Here is a 16900-nt window from a genome sequence, read left to right as displayed (position 1 = left end):
GCAGCAGACTGCGGATCGGCGGTGCGTGTGGGCGGCTTCGGCTCAGAAGCCCTGGGCGAGGCGGTAGTAGGCCTGGTTCCAGCGCAGTTCGCGGGTGAAGCGGCGGATGCTGGTGTCCTGGTCGATCACCACCAGCTCGGTGGCGAGCATCTCGGCGAGGTCCTCCAGTTCCTCGGTGCCCACGGCGCGGGAGAGCACCGTGTGGTGGGGCGCGCCGGCGGTCAGCCACGCCTCGGTGGAGGTCCGCAGGTCCGGGCGGGGCTTCCAGACCGCGCGGGCGACCGGCAGGGCGGGCAGCGGCTCCGCGGGGTCGACCACGTCGATCTCGTTGGCGACCAGCCGGAACCGCTCGCCCATGTCGGCCAGACCGACCACCACCGCGGGGCCCGGCTCGGCGTCGAAGACCAGCCGCACCGGGTCCTCCCGGCCGCCGATCCCCAGCGGGTGCACCTCGCACGACGGCACCGCGGCGGCGATCGACGGACAGACCTCCAGCATGTGCGCGCCCAGGATCACCTCCCGCCCCGGCTCCAGGTGGTAGGTGTAGTCCTCCATGAAGGACGTGCCACCGGGCAGGCCGGAGGCGACCGTCTTCAGGGTCCGCAGCAGCACCGAGGTCTTCCAGTCGCCCTCACCGCCGAAGCCGTAGCCGTCGGCCATCAACCGCTGGACCGCCAGCCCCGGAAGCTGGCGCAGGCCCCCCAGGTCCTCGAAGTTGGTGGTGAACGCCCCGAAGCCGCCCTCCTGAAGGAAGCCCCGCAGGCCGGCCTCGATCCGGGCCGCGTAGCGCAGCGAGGCGTGCCGCTCGCCACCGGGGCGCAGCTCGGGCGCCAGACGGTAGCGCTGGTCGTAGTCCTTGACCAGCTCGGTGACCGCGCTGTCGGCGACCGCGTCCACGGCGGCGACCAGGTCGTTGACGCCGTAGGTGTTGACGGAGACGCCGAAGCGCCGCTGGGCCTCGACCTTGTCGCCCTCGGTGACGGCGACGTCGCGCATGTTGTCGCCGAACCGGGCCAGGCGCAGGGTGGCGAGTTCGGCGCGGCCGGCGGCCGCGCGGGCCCAGGCGCCGACCCGGCGCGCCACGGTCGGGTCGGAGACGTGGCCGGCGACGGTCTTGCGGGAAACGCCGAGGCGGGCCTGCACGAAGCCGAACTCGCGGTCGCCGTGGGCGGCCTGGTTCAGGTTCATGAAGTCCATGTCGATGGTGGACCAGGGCAGTTCACGGTTGGCCTGGGTGTGCAGGTGGAGCAGCGGCTTGCGCAGCGCGTCCAGGCCGGCGATCCACATCTTCGCCGGGGAGAAGGTGTGCATCCAGGCGATCAGGCCGATGCAGGTGTCGTCGGCGTTGGCGTCCAGGCAGATCCGGCGGATCGCGTCGGCGTCGGTGAGGACCGGCTTCCAGACGATCCGCACCGCCACGGCCGGATCAGCGTCCAGCTGGTCGGCGATGGCGCGGGACTGGTCGGCGACCTGGCGCAGGGTGTCCTGGCCGTAGAGGCCCTGGCTGCCGGTGAGGAACCAGATCTCGCGGCCTGCGAATGCGTGGGTCATCGGGGTTCGGCTCCTTAGCGGGCAGCGGGCTGCTGGCCGTAGACGTGCTGGTAGCGGTGGTTGAGGTGGTCGATGTCGGCCTGCGCGATCGGCACCGGCTCGCCCAGCTGACGACAGATGTGCACGGTGCGGGCCACGTCCTCGCACATCACCGCGGCCTTCACCGCGGCCTTCGCGTCCGCTCCGATGGTGAACACGCCGTGGCTCTTCATCAGCACCGCCGGCGAGCGGTGACCGGTCAGGGTGTCCACGATGCCCCGGCCGATCGAGTCGTCACCGATCAACGCGAACGGGCCGACGGGGATCTCCGCGCCGAACTCGTCCGCCATCGCGGTCAGCACGCACGGCACCGCCTCGCCCCGGGCGGCCCAGGCACTGGCATACGTGGAATGGGTGTGCACCACACCCCCCACCCCGGGCATCGCGCGATACACGTAGGCGTGCGCGGCCGTGTCCGAGGACGGCGAATGCTCGCCCTCCACGACATTGCCGTCCAGATCGCACAGGATCATGCTCGCCGGGGTCAGCTCGTCGTAGGACACCCCGCTGGGCTTGATGACCATCAGGTCCTCACCCGGCACCCGCGCGGACACGTTCCCCGCCGTCCACACCACCAGCCCGTAACGGACCAGCTCCTGATGCAGATCACTCACCTGACGCCGGATCAGTTCAATGGTGTCGCTCATGGGTGTGTCAGTCCTCGCTGTCGTGGGTGAGGGCGGCGTTGCGGATGCGGCGCAGGCGGTGGAGCTGCTTGTCGGGGCCGGTGCCGAAGTGGTCGTGCAGGGCCCGGTACTCGGCGAACAGCGCGTCGTAGGCGTCCGCGCGGGCGGTGTCGGGCCGGTAGGCGGCGCGCTCGACCCGGCCCATCGCCGCGGCGGCGGCCCGCACGTCCCGATGGGCGCCGGCCGCGACCGCGGCGTGGATCGCCGAGCCCAGCGCCGGGCCCTGCTCGGAGAGCGCGAGCGAGACCGGGCGGCGCAGCACGTCCGCGTAGATCTGCATGAGCAGGGTGTTCTTCTTCAGGCCGCCGGTGACCACGAACTCGGTGACCGGCACGCCGCCGGCCTCGAGTGCTTCGACGATCACGCGGGTGCCGTAGGCGGTGGCCTCCAGCAGGGCGCGGTAGATCTCCTCGGGGCGGGTGGCCAGGGTCAGGCCCACGATCACGCCGGACAGGTGGTGGTCGACCAGGGTGGAGCGGTTGCCGTTCATCCAGTCCAGGGCGACCAGGCCGTGGCCGCCGACCGGCTGGTCGGCGATCTTGCGGGTCAGGAGCTGGTGCAGGTCCTCGCCGCGCGCCTGCGCCTCGGCCAGGTAGTCGGCGGGCACGCCCTGGCGCAGCCACCAGGCGAAGATGTCGCCGACCGCGCTCTGCCCGGCCTCGTAACCCCAGGCGCCGGCGACGATGCCGCCCTCGACCACACCGCAGATGCCGGGGACCTCCGCCGGCGCGGGGCCGTTGACCACGTGGCAGGTGGAGGTGCCCATGATGGCCAGCAGCCGGCCGTTGTCCACCGCCTGCGCGGCCGGCGCCGCCACGTGCGCGTCCACGTTCCCGGCGGCCACCGCGATACCCTCCGGCAGGCCCGTCCAGGCCGCGGCCTGGGCGGTCAGCGACCCGACCCGCGAGCCCAGCGGCGCGAGCGGGTGCTCCAGCCGGGTCCGGGCGAAGTCCGCGAAACCCGGGTGCAGGGCCGCCAGGTACTCCTCACTCGGATAGGAGCCGTCCTGATGGATCCCCTTGTACCCGGCCGTGCAGGCATTGCGGGACTCGGCACCGGTGAGCTGCCACACGATCCAGTCCGCCGCCTCGATCCACCGCTCGCACGCCGCATAGACCGCCGGGTCCTCCTCCAGCACCTGCAACGCCTTGGCGTACTGCCACTCCGCGGAGATCCTCCCGCCGTAACGGTGGATCCACTTCTCACCCCGCGCACGGGCCAGCGCATTGATCCGGTCCGCCTGCCCCTGCGCCGCATGGTGCTTCCACAACTTCGGCCAGGCATGCGGACGACCCGCCCACTGCGCAAGCTCGGCAAGCGGCGTGCCGTCCGCCAGCACCGGCAACACCGTGCACGCCGTGAAATCCGTCGCGATACCGACCACCGCAGAAGGATCGACACCCGCCGCCGCCACCGCCGCCGGAACGGCCTCGCGCAACACCTCACGCCAATCCTCGAAATGCTGCAACGCCCAATCCGGAGGCAGCCGCAAACCCGAACCGGGCAACCGCTCCTCGATCACCGCATGGGCATACGGATGCACGGCGGTACCCAACTCCTCGCCGTCACGGACCCGCACCACCACCGCACGGCCCGACAGAGTCCCGAAGTCGATACCGACCACATAGCTCTCCGGTCCACTCGCCTGGTCTCGGGAGAAGGTCACGGTCACTGTCTCTTCCTCGGTGCATCGAAACGGAAGCTGCATGGCAGCTGAATGGGCGCCGGCCGCCGGCGGTCCCGCAGCACTGCGGGGCCGGCGGCCGGCAAATGTTCCGCCGACCTCACCCTCAAGAGGGACGGAACAGGGACCGCTCGGGCCGTCCGACGAAGCGGAGACGGTTGGCCCGGCGGAGTCGCAACAGGATTGTCGGCACTGGCACATGGCCTGTCGGGCGCACGCGGAGGAGCGCCGGTGGCACCTGGTCGGTCGTTACCTGCGCCGGGTGGTGATGACGCGCTGCAGGACGATGAAGACGAACAGCAGGCAGCCGATCACGATCCGGGTCCACCACGAGCTGAGGGTGCCCTGGAAACTGATGACGGTCTGGATGAGGCCCAGGACCAGGACGCCGAGGACGGTGCCGAGCAGGTAGCCGGAGCCGCCGGTGAGCAGGGTGCCGCCGATCACCACCGCGGCGATCGCGTCGAGTTCGAGTCCGACCGCGTGCAGCCCGTACCCGGAGAGCATGTAGAAGGTCAGCAGGACGCCGCCGAGCGCCGAGCAGAAGCCGCTGATCGCGTACACGGTGGTCTTGGTCCGCCCGACGGGCAGTCCCATCAGCAGGGCGGACTGCTCGCTGCCGCCGATCGCGTACACGTTCCGTCCGAGCCGGGTGTGGTGGAGCACCACGAATCCGGCCGCGATCACCAGCAGGGCGATCACCACGCTCGGCGAGACGAACAGGTCGCCGAGCGGGATCCGGGTCTGCGCCATCGCCGTGTACGACGGGTCGGTGATCGAGATCGACTCGATGCTGATGGTGTAGCAGAGGCCGCGGGCCAGGAACATGCCCGCCAGCGTGACGATGAACGGCTGGATCTCGAAGGTGTGGATCACCCACCCCATCACCCATCCGCCCGCCGTGCCCATCAGCAGGACCAGGGGGATGACCAGCAGCGGCGGCCAGCCGTGCCGTTCGACCAGCCAGGCGGAGACCATGGTGGACAGGGCGACGACGGCGCCGACGGACAGGTCGATGCCTCCGGTCAGCACCACGAAGGTCATGCCGACCGCGACGACGAGCAGGAAGGCGTTGTCGATCAGGAGGTTGAGCAGGACCTGCCCGGAGAAGAAGCCGTCGTACTGGACCGAGCCGACGGTGAACATCGACACCAGCAGGACGGAGGTGACCAGCAGCGGGACCTGTCCGCGCATCCTGGTCAGCAGGGTGTTGGCGTTCATGCGCCGACCTCCCGGTTGGTCGTGGCGGTGGTCGCGCCGGCCGTGGACCGCTGCCGGGGGGCGGCGCCCCGTCCCGCGCCGCCGCGGCGGCGGGCCAGCTTGGCGCGGAAGTTGGGCGACTGGATCAGGCAGACCGTGATCACCACGAAGGCCTTGAAGACCAGGGTGGTCTCCGGCGGGATGCCGACGGTGTAGACGGTGGTGGAGAGCGTCTGGATGATCAGCGCACCAAGCACGGTGCCGCCGATCGAGAACCGGCCGCCGGTCAGCGAGGTCCCGCCGACCACCACCGCGAGGATGGCGTCCAGCTCGATCCACAGGCCGGCGTTGTTGCCGTCGGCCGCCGAGACGTTGGAGGACACCATCAGTCCGGCGAGGGCCGCGCACAGCGCGCTGAACACGTACACCAGCCCGATCAGGCGCATCGCCCGGATACCGACCAGCCGGCTGGCCACCGGGTTGCCGCCGACCGACTCCAGCAGCAGGCCGAGCGCGGTGGAACGGGTCAGCAGCGCGGTGAGCACCGCGACCAGGCCGCTGAGCAGGATCGCGAACGGCATGGCCAGCCAGTAGCCGCCGCCGATCAGCTTGTACGGCTCGCTGGTGACGGTGATGATCTGCCCGTCGGTGACGAGTTGGGCGACCCCGCGGCCGGCGACCATCAGGATCAGGGTCGCGATGATCGGCTGCACCCCGACCTTCGCCACCAGGACGCCGTTGGCCAGACCCAGCACGAGCGCCGTTCCCAGCGCGATGCCGACGGCGGCGAGGACCGTGCCGAGGCTGCCGGGATCCGAGGACTCACTGATGTGCAGGCACGCCAGCGCACCGGCGATCGCGACGGTGGAGCCGACCGACAGGTCGATGCCGCCGGTGGCGATCACCAGGGTCATGCCGAGCGACACCAGGATGAGCGGCGCGCCGAAGTGCAGGATGTCGATCAGCGAGCCGTAGAGGTGGCCGTCCTTGAGGTGGACGGCGAAGAAGTCCGGCGTGAAGGCGAGGTTGGCCAGCAGCAGGACGGCCAGCACCGCGGCCGGCCAGAACAGCCGGTGCCGGACCACTGCCCCGACCCCTCGAGTGGTCGTGGTGCTCACTGTTCCGCTCCGCTCGCGATGGTGGCCATGACGCGCTCCGGGGTGAGAGCGCCGTCGTTGCGCAACTGGGCGACCATCCGGCGGTCGCGCAGCACCCCGACCCGGTGGCTCAGCCGCAGCACCTCGTCCAGTTCGGCGGAGATGAACAGCACGGCCATGCCCTTCTCGGCGAGGTCCGCGACCAGCTTCTGGATCTCGGCCTTGGCGCCGATGTCGATGCCGCGGGTGGGCTCGTCGAGGATCAACAGCTTGGGGTCGGTGATCAGCCAGCGGGCCAGCAGGACCTTCTGCTGGTTGCCGCCGCTGAGGTTGCGGACCAGTGCCTCCGGATTGCCCGGGCGGATGTCCAGGGCGCGGATCCAGCGCAGTGCCAGCTCGTCCTGCGCGGTGCGCGACAGCGGCCGGGCCCAGCCGCGGGCCGCCTGGAGGGCCAGCACGATGTTCTCCCGGACGGTCAACTCGCCGACCAGGCCCTCGGTCTTGCGGTTCTCCGAGCAGAAGGCGATGCCGTGCGCGATCGCGTCGCGCGGGCTGCGCAGCTCGGTCTCGGTGCCGTTGATCCGCACGGTGCCCCGGTCCTTGTGGTCGGCGCCGAACAGCAGCCGGGCCGCCTCGGTCCGGCCGGACCCCAGCAGGCCCGCCAGGCCCACCACCTCGCCGGGCCGGACGACGAGATCGTACGGTTCGACGGCACCGCGCCTGGCCAGGCCCTCGGCCTGCACGAAGGCCCGGTCGGTGGTCGGCACGGCACGCTCGCGGCGCTTGCCGCCGGCGAGTTGGTCGAGCCCGGCGAGTTCCGCGCCGATCATCCGGGAGACCAGCTCGACCTGGTTCAACTCGCTGGTCAGGTACTCGCCCTCGTGCCGTCCGCCCCGCAGCACGGTCATCCTGTCGCAGATCTCGTAGATCTGGTCGAGGAAGTGCGACACGAACAGGATGGCGACCCCCTGGTCGCGCAACCTCCGCATCACGGTGAAGAGTTGGAGGACCTCGTCGCGGTCCAGGCTGGACGTCGGCTCGTCCAGGATCAGCACCTTCGCCGAGACGGCCACCGCGCGGACGATGGCGACCAGCTGCTGGACGGCGATGGAGTGGCTGTCCAGCGGCGCACTGACGTCGATGTCCAGCTCCAGCGTGCGGACCAACTCGGCTGCCCGGCGCCGCATTTCGGCCCAGTCGATCATTCCGAGGCGGCGCGGCTCGCGGCCGATGAAGATGTTCTCCGCGACCGACAGGTTCGGGCAGAGGTTCACCTCCTGGTAGACGGTGCTGATGCCCGCCTGCTGGGCCTGCAGCGGACCGGCGATCCGCACCCGCCGCCCGGCCAGCAGCACCTCGCCACCGTCCGCCGGGTGGACGCCGGTCAGCACCTTGATCAGCGTGGACTTGCCGGCGCCGTTCTCCCCCATCAGGGCGTGCACCTCGCCGGGGAAGAGCCGGAAATCGACTCCGTCCAGCGCCACCACCCCGGGGAACTCCTTGCGGATCCCCCGCACTTCCAGGACCGGTTGCCGATGCACCCCGGTTCTCCTCTCCTCGTGCGAACCCGGGCCCGTCCGGGGAGCGGTCCGCCGACCGCTCCCCGGACGGGCGGGCCCGGTCAGTACTGGCGGGACGGCAGCGCGGCCGTGGCCTGCTCGGGCGTGAACGTGCCCTCCTCGGTCTTGATCCGGCGCGGCACCTGCTCGCCGGCCTTGACCTTCTTCACCAGGTCCATCAACTGGTCGCCCAGGAGCGGGTTGCACTCCACGTCATAGTTGATCTTGCCCTGGCTCATCGCCGTGAACGCGTCCTTCACGCCGTCCACCGACACGATCTTGATGTCGGTACCGGGCTTCTTGCCGGCCTCCTCGATCGCCTGGATCGCACCCAGCGCCATGTCGTCGTTGTGCGCGTACAGCACGTCGATCTTCGGCTGCGCCTTCAGGAAGGCCTGCATGACCTCCTTGCCCTTGGCGCGGGTGAAGTCACCGGTCTGCGAGGCGACCACCTTGAACTTCGCGTCCGCCTTGATCACGTCGCCGAACCCGGCCTTGCGGTCGTTGGCCGGCGCCGAACCGGTGGTGCCCTGCAGCTCGACGATGTTCACGTCGCCGGACTTGCCCTGGTACTCCTTCACCAGCCAGTCGCCCGCCTTCTTGCCCTCCTCGACGAAGTCCGAGCCCAGGAAGGACACGTAGAGCGACTCGTCCTTGGAGTCCACCGCCCGGTCGGTCAGGATCACCGGGATCTTGGCGTCCTTCGCCTCCTTCAGCACGGTGTCCCAACCCGACTCCACCACCGGCGAGAAGGCGATCACGTCCACCTTCTGCTGGATGAACGAGCGGATCGCCTTGATCTGGTTCTCCTGCTTCTGCTGCGCGTCGGAGAACTTCAGCTCGATGCCCGCCTTCTTCGCGGACTCCTGCACCGACTTGGTGTTCGCGGTGCGCCAGCCGCTCTCGGCGCCGACCTGCGAGAAGCCCACGACGAGCTTGTGGCCGGAGCCCTTGTCGGCCGAGTTCCCGCCACCGCCGGAACCACACGCAGCGAGAACGGTGACCATCGCACCGGCGACCAGGGCCGCCGCAGCTCTCTTGGACATGGTGGGACTTCCTCTCGGGATCGTCGATCGCACGGACGGCACGGCCGGCCGGCGTTCACGGGAATGGGCGAGACGACCAGGGGCGGGGCGCGACCGGTGGGGGCGCACCATCTCGTCCGTGTGAACGCGGTGTGGCGACGCCGTTTCGCTTGATGGAGATTGTTAGCGCTCACAATCAGTGCGGACAACCCCCGCGTCGCGCCGTTATCCAATCTTGACCCTCTACGGCAGGCACAAGGGGCAAAGGCCGCAGGCCACTTGGCCGGCCGGAGCCGCGGACCGGGTCCGCGGGTCGCACCTGCGCGGCCACCGCCCGCCCCGACCCCGGCGACTCGGCCACCGGGCCGTCCGCGCATCGTGATCAGGTTTACCCGGAACGCCTTGACACCCCGGCTCCCCCGGTGCTTTTCTCCGTGCCACGGGTCGGCTCCGAGGCTTTGTTGTGAGCGCTAACAGGATCCGTCCGTCTCCCCCACCCCAGGGCCTGCCCCGCCCCCGTCGAACGGGCGCCTCGTACCCCGATCCGCTCCGGATCCCGTACACCGGCGGTCGGGCCCTGCCCCGAACCCCCCCACAGGAGGGTGCACATGAAGACTCGCGGTGAGGTCCACAGGGCCTCGCATCGGCGAGGCTGGCGGTCGCAGCTGGCAGCAGTTCTGTCGGTGGTCTTCCTGGCCGGCTTCCTGGTCGCGGTCGACACCGGCAGCGCCTCGGCGGCCTCGGTCGACACGGCCAAGTGGTACGTGCTGGTCAATCGCAACAGCGGCAAGGCGTTGGACGACTACAACTTCGCCACCGCCGACGGTTCGCCCGTCGTCCAGTGGGCCCGTTCCGACAACCAGGCGCAGCAGTGGCGCTTCCTGGACTCGGGCAACGGCTACTACCGGTTGCAGAACCGCAACTCCGGCAAGGTCCTGGACGACTACAACCTCTCCACCAGCGACGGCGCCGCCATCGTCCAGTGGAGCGACCTGAACGGCACCAACCAGCAGTTCAGCCTCGCCGACTCGGCCGGCGGCTACGTCCGCCTCCTCAACCGGCACAGCGGCAAGGCCGTCGAGGTCCAGGGCGCCTCCGCCGCGGACGGCGGCAAGGTCGTCCAGTACGCCGACTGGGGCGGCAGCAACCAGCAGTGGCAGCTCGTCCCGGTCGCCGACGCCGGCTCGGGCGGCACCGGCTCGCTGCCGTCCACCTTCCGCTGGACCTCCAGCGGAGTGCTGGCCGGCCCGAAGCCCGACACCGCCCACAACGACATCGCGGCCATCAAGGACTTCTCCGTCATCCGGCACAACAACAAGTGGATCGTGTACGCGACCACCGCCAGCAAGACCGCCGGCTGGAACCTCGAGCAGTTCACCTTCTCCGACTGGTCCCAGGCCGCCTCCGCGACCCCGACCTACCTGGACGCTTCCGGGATCGGAACCGGCTACCGCGCCGCCCCCCAGGTCTTCTACTTCGCGCCGCAGAACCTCTGGTACATGGTCTACCAGACCGGCCCGCCGTCCTACTCGACCAGCACCGACCCCAGCAACCCGGCCCTGTGGACCGCGCCGAAGCCCTTCATCGCGAACGAGCCGGCCGTCGTCACGCAGAACAAGGGCGACGGCACCTGGATCGACTTCTGGACGATCTGCGACACCGCCAACTGCCACCTGTTCTTCGCCGACGACAACGGCCACATGTACCGGGCGCAGACCACCCTGGCCAACTTCCCGAACGGCTTCGGCAACACCCAGCTCATCATGTCGGACACCAAGAACAACCTCTTCGAGGCGTCCAACGTCTACAAGGTCCAGGGCAAGGACCAGTACCTGATGATCGTCGAGGCCATCGGCTCGACCGGCCGCCGCTACTTCCGGTCCTGGACCTCCAGCAGCCTCACCGGGACCTGGACCCCGCTGGCCGCCACGGAGAACGAGCCCTTCGCCGGACGCAACAACGTCACCTTCAACGGCACCGCCTGGACCCAGGACTTCAGCCACGGCGAGATGGTCCGGGCGAGCAACGACCAGAGCCTCACCATCAGCCCGTGCAAGCTCCAGTACGTCTACCAGGGCCTCGACCCCGCCACCCCCTGGCAGACTCCGTACATCGAACTCCCTTACCGGATGGGCCTGCTGACCCAGAGCAACAGCACTTGCTGAACCCGCCGGACATTCCGGGTGGCCCGGTCGCGGAACGCGACCGGGCCACCCGGCCCGCAGCACCGCCCAGGTCGGCCACCCGCCCCGGCCCCGTCGTCGCGAGCATGGGCGAACACCACAGGCGGGTACTCTTCCGAGGTACCGATGCGCGCGACTCCACTGCTTCCCCCGCACCCCGCGAGGCGGAACAGCCGCCCGGTACACGTCCGCAATCGCTGAGGGAGTGACAGGTTGGGGACCGAAACGGCAGGCCCGGACGCGCGGCAGCCGGTGATGGCGGACGTCGCGAAGCTGGCCGGGGTGTCGCACCAGACGGTGTCGCGGGTGCTCAACGGTGCCCCGCACGTCCGGCCCGGGACCAGGAAGCGGGTCCTCGCGGCCATCCGCGAGCTCGACTACCGCCCCAACTCGGCCGCACGTGCGCTGGCCACCCGCCGCTCCCAGACACTCGGCGTGGTCAGCTTCGGCTCCACGCTCTACGGGCCGGCGTCGATGCTGGACGGCATAGAGCGGGCGGCCCGCAGCGCCGGGTACTTCGTCAGCGTCGCCAGCCTGCGCTCACTGGACAGCCGCTCCCTCCAGGAGGCCGTCGACCGGTTGCGCGACCAGGGCGTCGAAGGCGTCGCGGTGATCGCCCCGCAGACGTCAGCGGTCAGCGCCGTCACCAAGCTGTCCAGCTCGGTGCCGATCGTCGCCGTCGGCTCCGGCACCCGCTCGAGCATTCCGATGGTCTCGGTCGACAACCGCGCCGGCGCGGAGGCCGCCACCCGGCAACTGCTCGACCTCGGCCACCTCACCGTCCACCATCTGGCCGGCCCCTCCGGCTGGTTGGAGAGCCAGGACCGTCAGCAGGGCTGGCAGCGCGCGCTGGAATCCGTCGGCGCCCGCACACCGGTCGTGGAGACCGGCGACTGGAGCGCCCGCTCCGGATACGAGGCGGGGCAGCGGATCGCGCGTCTGCCCGAGGTCACCGCGGTGTTCTGCGCCAACGACCACATGGCCCTCGGCCTGCTCCGGGCCCTGCACGAGGCCGGCCGCGCGGTGCCGGGCGACATCAGCGTCGTCGGCTTCGACGACATCCCCGAGGCCGCCTACTTCACCCCGCCGCTGACCACCGTCCGCCAGGACTTCGGCGAACTCGGCCGCCGCGCCCTCGAACTCCTCGTCGCCGAACTCTCCGGCAGCCCCCACCCCGGCACCCGCGTCCGGATCGCGCCGGAGATGGTCCTGCGCCGCAGCACCGGCCCGGCGCTTCGCCCCGATCGGTGACACGGCTGCGACCAGGGGGCACCGCACGGCGACGGGTCCAGCCGCGGTGCGGCCGGCGCCGTCGCGGACCCGGCCGGGCGGATGCCGATCGAGTGGGCGGTGCCGAGGAGGCCGAACACCCCGACGACGGCGGCAGCGCCGGAATGCGGCCCGGCACCGGCTGCCCGCGCGGCAGCGGGCGGCACGATGCCCCGACCATCGGCATCCTGCCGCCCGCACCCACCGCCCGCGCCCCGGGTGCGCGGGCATCAGATCAGAGGAAGCGCCAGAGGTGGTCCGACGTGCCGTTGTCGTCCCACAGGACGATCTGGGCGCCCTGGGAGGCGGACGCACCGGAGACGCCGAGGACGCGACCGCTCGTGGCGGACTGGATGCGGAAGGTGTCGCCGCCGCCGTGGCGCAGCCGCCAGCGGTGGTCCCCGGCCCCGTCGTCCGTCCACTGGACGATCCTGGCGCCGTTGGCCGTGCCGCCGCCCTCCACGGCGAGGACCTTGCCGCTGTGGGAGTTCTTGAACCGCAGGTGGCCTCCGGAATCGACCACGGCCGTCCACAGGTGGTCGGCGGTGCCGTTGTCGCCCCACTGGATCACCTGGGCGCCGTCGGCGGTCGACATGGTCTGCACGCCGAGCAGCAGCCCGCTGCCCACGTTCTGGATGCGCCGGGTGCCGGTCGGGACGAACCACCACCGGCTGGTGGCCGAGCCGGTGTCCGGGACCTGGACGGCGAACGCGCCCTGGGCGGTGGAGGCGCCGGCGATGCCGAGCAGCTTGCCGCTGTTGGCGTTGCGCAGGCCGTGCGAGCCGTCGGCCGTCCCGACGACCGTCCACCGGTGGTCGGCGGTGCCGTTGTCCGACCACTGGAGCACGGAGGCGTTGTCGGCGGTGGACATGTTCTGCACGCCCAGGACCTTGCCGCTGTTGGCGTTGCGCAGGCGCAGCGCGTCGCCGTCGACGACCGGGGCCCAGTCGTGGTCGGCGGTGCCGCTGTCGCCCCACTGGAGGGCGGGCCCGCCGTCCGCGGTGGACATGTTCTGCACGCCGAGCACGAGCCCGCTGCCCGCGTTGAGCAGGCGGAACCCGCTGCTCCTGGTGTTCCAGTAGACGGAGTAGTTGAAGCCCTGCGCGTCGTGGAAGGGACTCAGGCCGACGGGGGCTCCGTTGGCGGTCGCGGTGAAGGCGAGGCCCGTGGTGCCGGTGCGGGTGACCGACGCCGGGTCGAGGACCGGGAGCGCGGACAGCGCGGTGCTGCCGTAGTTGCCGCACAGCACGACCGGGCCGTAGGTCACCGCGGCGACGTCCGGGTTGTCGTTGGCGGCCCGGAGCGTGACCCGCATGGGCAGCTTGACGGTCACCGTGTCGCCGGAGGCCCAGGCACGGGTGACGGTGGCGTAGCTGCCGGGCGCGGTGGCGACGTTCTGCACCGTGCCGTTGACGCTCACGGTGGCGCCGGACGTCCAGGCCGGGATCCGGATGCGCATCGACCAGGTGTCGCCCGCGCTGCCGCCGATCGTGAGCGTGGTGGTGTCCTCCGCGGGGTAGGCGGTGGTCTGGGTGACCGTGAGGCCGCGCTCCGCCCAGGTGAGGACCGTGGGCGCGAACAGGTTCACGATCAGCGTGGTGCCGTCGTGGAAGTAGACGGAGTCCGCCAGTTTGGTGTTGGACTCCATGCCGGTGCCCTGGCAGCACCAGAAGGAGTCGTAGTCGGTGCTCCAGGTGCCGCCGCCCCAGGCCGGGCCGACCCCGCGGCGGCCGCCGGGCCTGAGCGGGGTGAAGTAGGTGACGTGCCCGTGCGGGTCGGCGGGGTTCTGCGCACCGACGACGTGGTTGAGCAGGGTGCGCTCGTAGAAGTCGAAGTAGCCGGCTCGGCCCGGGTCCAACTGCCAGAGTTCGCGCGTGAGTTTGAGCATGTTGTACGAGTTGCAGAGTTCGCAGGTGTCGTTGGTCAGCTGGGTGGCGATCGCGTCGGGTGCGCGGAAGTGCTCGGCCTGGCTGTTGCCGCCGATGGCGTAGCTGTGCGCGGTGGTGCAAATGTTCCAGGCCTGGGAGGCGATGTCGCGGTAGCGCGCCGTCCCGGTGGCGCGGTATTCGCGGACGGCTCCGATCCACTTCGGCACCTGGGTGTTCGCGTGCAGGCCGTTGAGCTGGTCCTGTCCGGCGGCCAGCGGGTCGAAGACGGCCGCGTGGTCGAAGCGTTGGGCGACCGTCAGCCAGCGCGCGTCCCCGGTCTGCAGGTGGAGGTCGGCCAGGACCTCGTTCATGCCGCCGAACTCGGTGCCCATCAGCGCCTGCATCTGGCTCCGGGTGAGCCGGCCGGTGCGCAGGTCGACCCAGCCGGCGAGGCCCAGCAGGACGTCCCGGGCCTGGCTGCTGCCCAGCAGGCGCCACACGTCGAGCAGACCGGCCATGGTCTTGTGGACGCAGTAGTAGGGGACGTTGCCGTTCTTGAGCGAGCCGGACTCGAGCTGGGCGAAGTCGTTCTCGGGGAAGCCCGACAGGTAGCCGGCGGAGAATCCCGCTGCGGCGTTGTTGGCCTGGCACTTGGCCAGCTCGGCCACCATGTGGGCGGCCTTGTCCCGGCAGACGGTGTCGCCGGCGCCCGCGTACGCCTGGGCCCACGCGCTGAGGAAGTGCCCCTGCACGTGGGTGCGGAACGGGAACGACGGCGCGTCCCAGCCTCCGGTCGCGGCAGCGGCGTTGGTGGACAGCCGGTGGTTCGCACGGAAGTTGTACAGCAGGCGGTCGACGTCGACGAAGCGCAGGTACGCCAGGGTCCGGTCCTGGTTGTCGCGCAAGCGGCCGGCCGTGAGCCGGACCTGGCCGAGGTCGAAGGGCTGCGTCGAGGAGCCGGCGGCTTCGGCTGCCTCCGCGGCCGCCGGGGCGAGGCCGAGACCGATGGCGGGGGCGAGGGTCAGCACGCCGGTCGCCTTGAGCAGGCTGCGGCGGTTCAGGGGAACGGGCGACATCGCGGGGACTGGTCCTTCCGGGTGGGGAGGAGACCGATGCACAGCACGGCGCGGAGTGTTAACGCTAACAACTGACGTCGGACGAAAGCGCGCCGGTCGGCGGAGGCGCACGTGGAGATGGCGCCGAAGGACCGCGGACCGCGGAGAGCGCCAGGTCCGACCTTCGACGAGTGCCACGTTTATACCCCCGCCGTCCGGACCCCGTCCAGAGGTGCGGCAGAACGGCGCGGCCTCGAAACATTTCGATCCCCCATGACCTTCCCAGGCCCGGACTGCCACCCCAGGCCCCTCAACTGCTTCCGGACGCACGACCATTGACTGGAGAATATCCGCACAGATAGCTTCCGAATCATTCGCAGAGATTTCGAAACTTTCGAAATCCCTTGGCAGCCACGAGGAGTCCACTGTGCAACTACGCCGTCAGCTGGGGGCCGCGGTAGCCGCAGCCGCCGTTCTCCTGCTCGCCCCCTCCGCGGTCGCGACCGCCGGAGACGCCGGGGACAAGAGGCCGTCCGCGGCCGGCGACTCGCTGCGCGCCCTCGGCGCCCATCAGGGCCTGGGCATCGGAACGGCCGTCGACATGGCCCACTTGGGCTCCGACCGGAACTACACCGACATCGTCGCCGACCAGTTCTCGGTGGTGACGCCGGAGAACGCCATGAAGTGGGAGGCGGTGGAGCCCACCCGGGGCGCCCACGACTGGCGGCCGGCCGATCAGCTCGTCCAATTCGCCCGGCAGCACGGGCAGTCGGTCCGGGGCCACACCCTGATGTGGCACAACCAGCTGCCCGCCTGGCTCACCACCGGGGTCGACAACGGCACCATCAGCGACCCGCAGCTGCGCGAGATCCTCCATCGGCACGTCACGGACGAGGTCGGCCACTTCCGCGGCCAGGTCTGGCAGTGGGACGTGGTCAACGAGGTCTTCGCCAATTCCTGGGACAAGGCTCTGCCCAACGGCCTGAACAGCGAAGACTTCTGGATCAGGCACCTGGGCGAGGGCATCGTCGCCGACGTCTTCCGCTGGGCCCACCAGGCGGATCCGAAGGCCCTGCTGTTCTACAACGACTACAACATCGCGGGCCAGGACGGCAGCAACGCGAAGTTCACCGCGGTCCACGACTACGTCGAGCGGCTCCTCGCCCAGGGCGTGCCGATCGACGGCATCGGCGAGCAGGGCCACCTGGACACCCAGTACGGATTCGACCCCCAGCGCTTCCAGGCCGACCTGCAGTCCTACGCGGACCTGGGCCTGAAGGTCGCCGTCACCGAGGCCGACGTGCGCACCTTCGTGAACAACGCGACGGAGCAGGTGCCGACGAGCCAGCTCGCCGCGTTCGCCCAGCCGTACGAGTTCTCCGAGATGCTGAAGGCCTGCCAACTCGTCCGGCAGTGCGTCTCGTTCACCGCCTGGGGCGTGTACGACGGCGACTCGTGGATCCCCGGCACGTTCAGCGGCACGGGCTACGGCCTGCTCTACGACGTGGACATGCGGCCGAAGCCCGCCTACTTCGCCCTCCGGAAGGACCTCGCCCTGGCCGCCGACAGCGCGCGTCACGACGGCGGCAGGAAGTAGCTCCCCCACCGGCTCCGCGGCCCGGCGGAAGGTCCGGCGGCCTCCGGTCCGGCACACCTGCGGCAGCCGGCCCCCGGCACGCGCGGC

The 16900-nt window shown here is 70.6% G+C and carries 11 protein-coding genes; 3 read left to right on the top strand and 8 right to left on the bottom strand.

What is annotated here, in order from left to right:
- Window positions 1-42 precede the first annotated feature (42 nt).
- From araA to ABEB06_RS32930, 7 genes are all read right to left on the bottom strand, one after another.
- Window positions 43-1551, bottom strand: coding sequence for an L-arabinose isomerase (gene araA, locus ABEB06_RS32960; RefSeq protein ID WP_345700574.1), 1509 nt, complete (start codon window positions 1549-1551; stop codon window positions 43-45).
- A gap of 14 nt (window positions 1552-1565) precedes the next feature.
- Complete coding sequence (locus tag ABEB06_RS32955) at window positions 1566-2237, bottom strand: L-ribulose-5-phosphate 4-epimerase (RefSeq protein WP_345699672.1); 672 nt, start codon at window positions 2235-2237, stop codon at window positions 1566-1568.
- Window positions 2238-2244: 7 nt separating this feature from the next.
- Window positions 2245-3984 (bottom strand): ribulokinase, encoded by a 1740-nt coding sequence (locus ABEB06_RS32950; RefSeq protein ID WP_345700573.1) that lies wholly within the window; start codon window positions 3982-3984, stop codon window positions 2245-2247.
- Between the two features lie 225 nt (window positions 3985-4209).
- Complete coding sequence (gene yjfF, locus ABEB06_RS32945) at window positions 4210-5181, bottom strand: galactofuranose ABC transporter, permease protein YjfF (protein ID WP_345700572.1); 972 nt, start codon at window positions 5179-5181, stop codon at window positions 4210-4212.
- Window positions 5178-6278, bottom strand: coding sequence for an ABC transporter permease (locus ABEB06_RS32940; protein ID WP_345700571.1), 1101 nt, complete (start codon window positions 6276-6278; stop codon window positions 5178-5180). Before ABEB06_RS32940 ends, yjfF begins: the two co-directional genes overlap by 4 nt.
- On the bottom strand, window positions 6275-7798 hold the full coding sequence (locus ABEB06_RS32935) for a sugar ABC transporter ATP-binding protein (RefSeq protein WP_345700570.1): 1524 nt from the start codon (window positions 7796-7798) through the stop codon (window positions 6275-6277). Before ABEB06_RS32935 ends, ABEB06_RS32940 begins: the two co-directional genes overlap by 4 nt.
- A gap of 80 nt (window positions 7799-7878) precedes the next feature.
- Window positions 7879-8862, bottom strand: a complete 984-nt coding sequence (locus tag ABEB06_RS32930; RefSeq protein WP_345700569.1) for an ABC transporter substrate-binding protein — start codon at window positions 8860-8862, stop codon at window positions 7879-7881.
- Window positions 8863-9449: 587 nt separating this feature from the next.
- On the opposite strand from ABEB06_RS32930, the gene ABEB06_RS32925 reads away from it, so the two are divergent.
- Entirely contained in the window at window positions 9450-11006 is a 1557-nt protein-coding gene (locus ABEB06_RS32925; protein WP_345700568.1) for a non-reducing end alpha-L-arabinofuranosidase family hydrolase, read from the top strand.
- A gap of 231 nt (window positions 11007-11237) precedes the next feature.
- The gene (locus ABEB06_RS32920) at window positions 11238-12275 is read left to right on the top strand and encodes a LacI family DNA-binding transcriptional regulator (protein ID WP_345700567.1); all 1038 of its coding nucleotides are present in this window, start codon (window positions 11238-11240) and stop codon (window positions 12273-12275) included.
- 253 nt (window positions 12276-12528) lie between these two features.
- Here ABEB06_RS32920 and ABEB06_RS32915 read toward each other — a convergent pair whose 3' ends face one another.
- Window positions 12529-15237, bottom strand: coding sequence for a beta-L-arabinofuranosidase domain-containing protein (locus ABEB06_RS32915; RefSeq protein WP_345700566.1), 2709 nt, complete (start codon window positions 15235-15237; stop codon window positions 12529-12531).
- Between the two features lie 406 nt (window positions 15238-15643).
- Here ABEB06_RS32915 and ABEB06_RS32910 point away from each other — a divergent pair, with 406 nt between their 5' ends.
- A complete protein-coding gene (locus ABEB06_RS32910; RefSeq protein ID WP_345700565.1) occupies window positions 15644-16813 on the top strand; it encodes an endo-1,4-beta-xylanase in 1170 nt (389 codons plus the stop codon).
- Window positions 16814-16900: the final 87 nt, after the last annotated feature.

This window comes from Kitasatospora terrestris, assembly GCF_039542905.1.
GTDB lineage: Bacteria > Actinomycetota > Actinomycetes > Streptomycetales > Streptomycetaceae > Kitasatospora > Kitasatospora terrestris.
The sequence above is the reverse complement of the archived record's forward strand: the minus strand, read 5'-3'. Positions and strand labels throughout refer to the sequence as shown.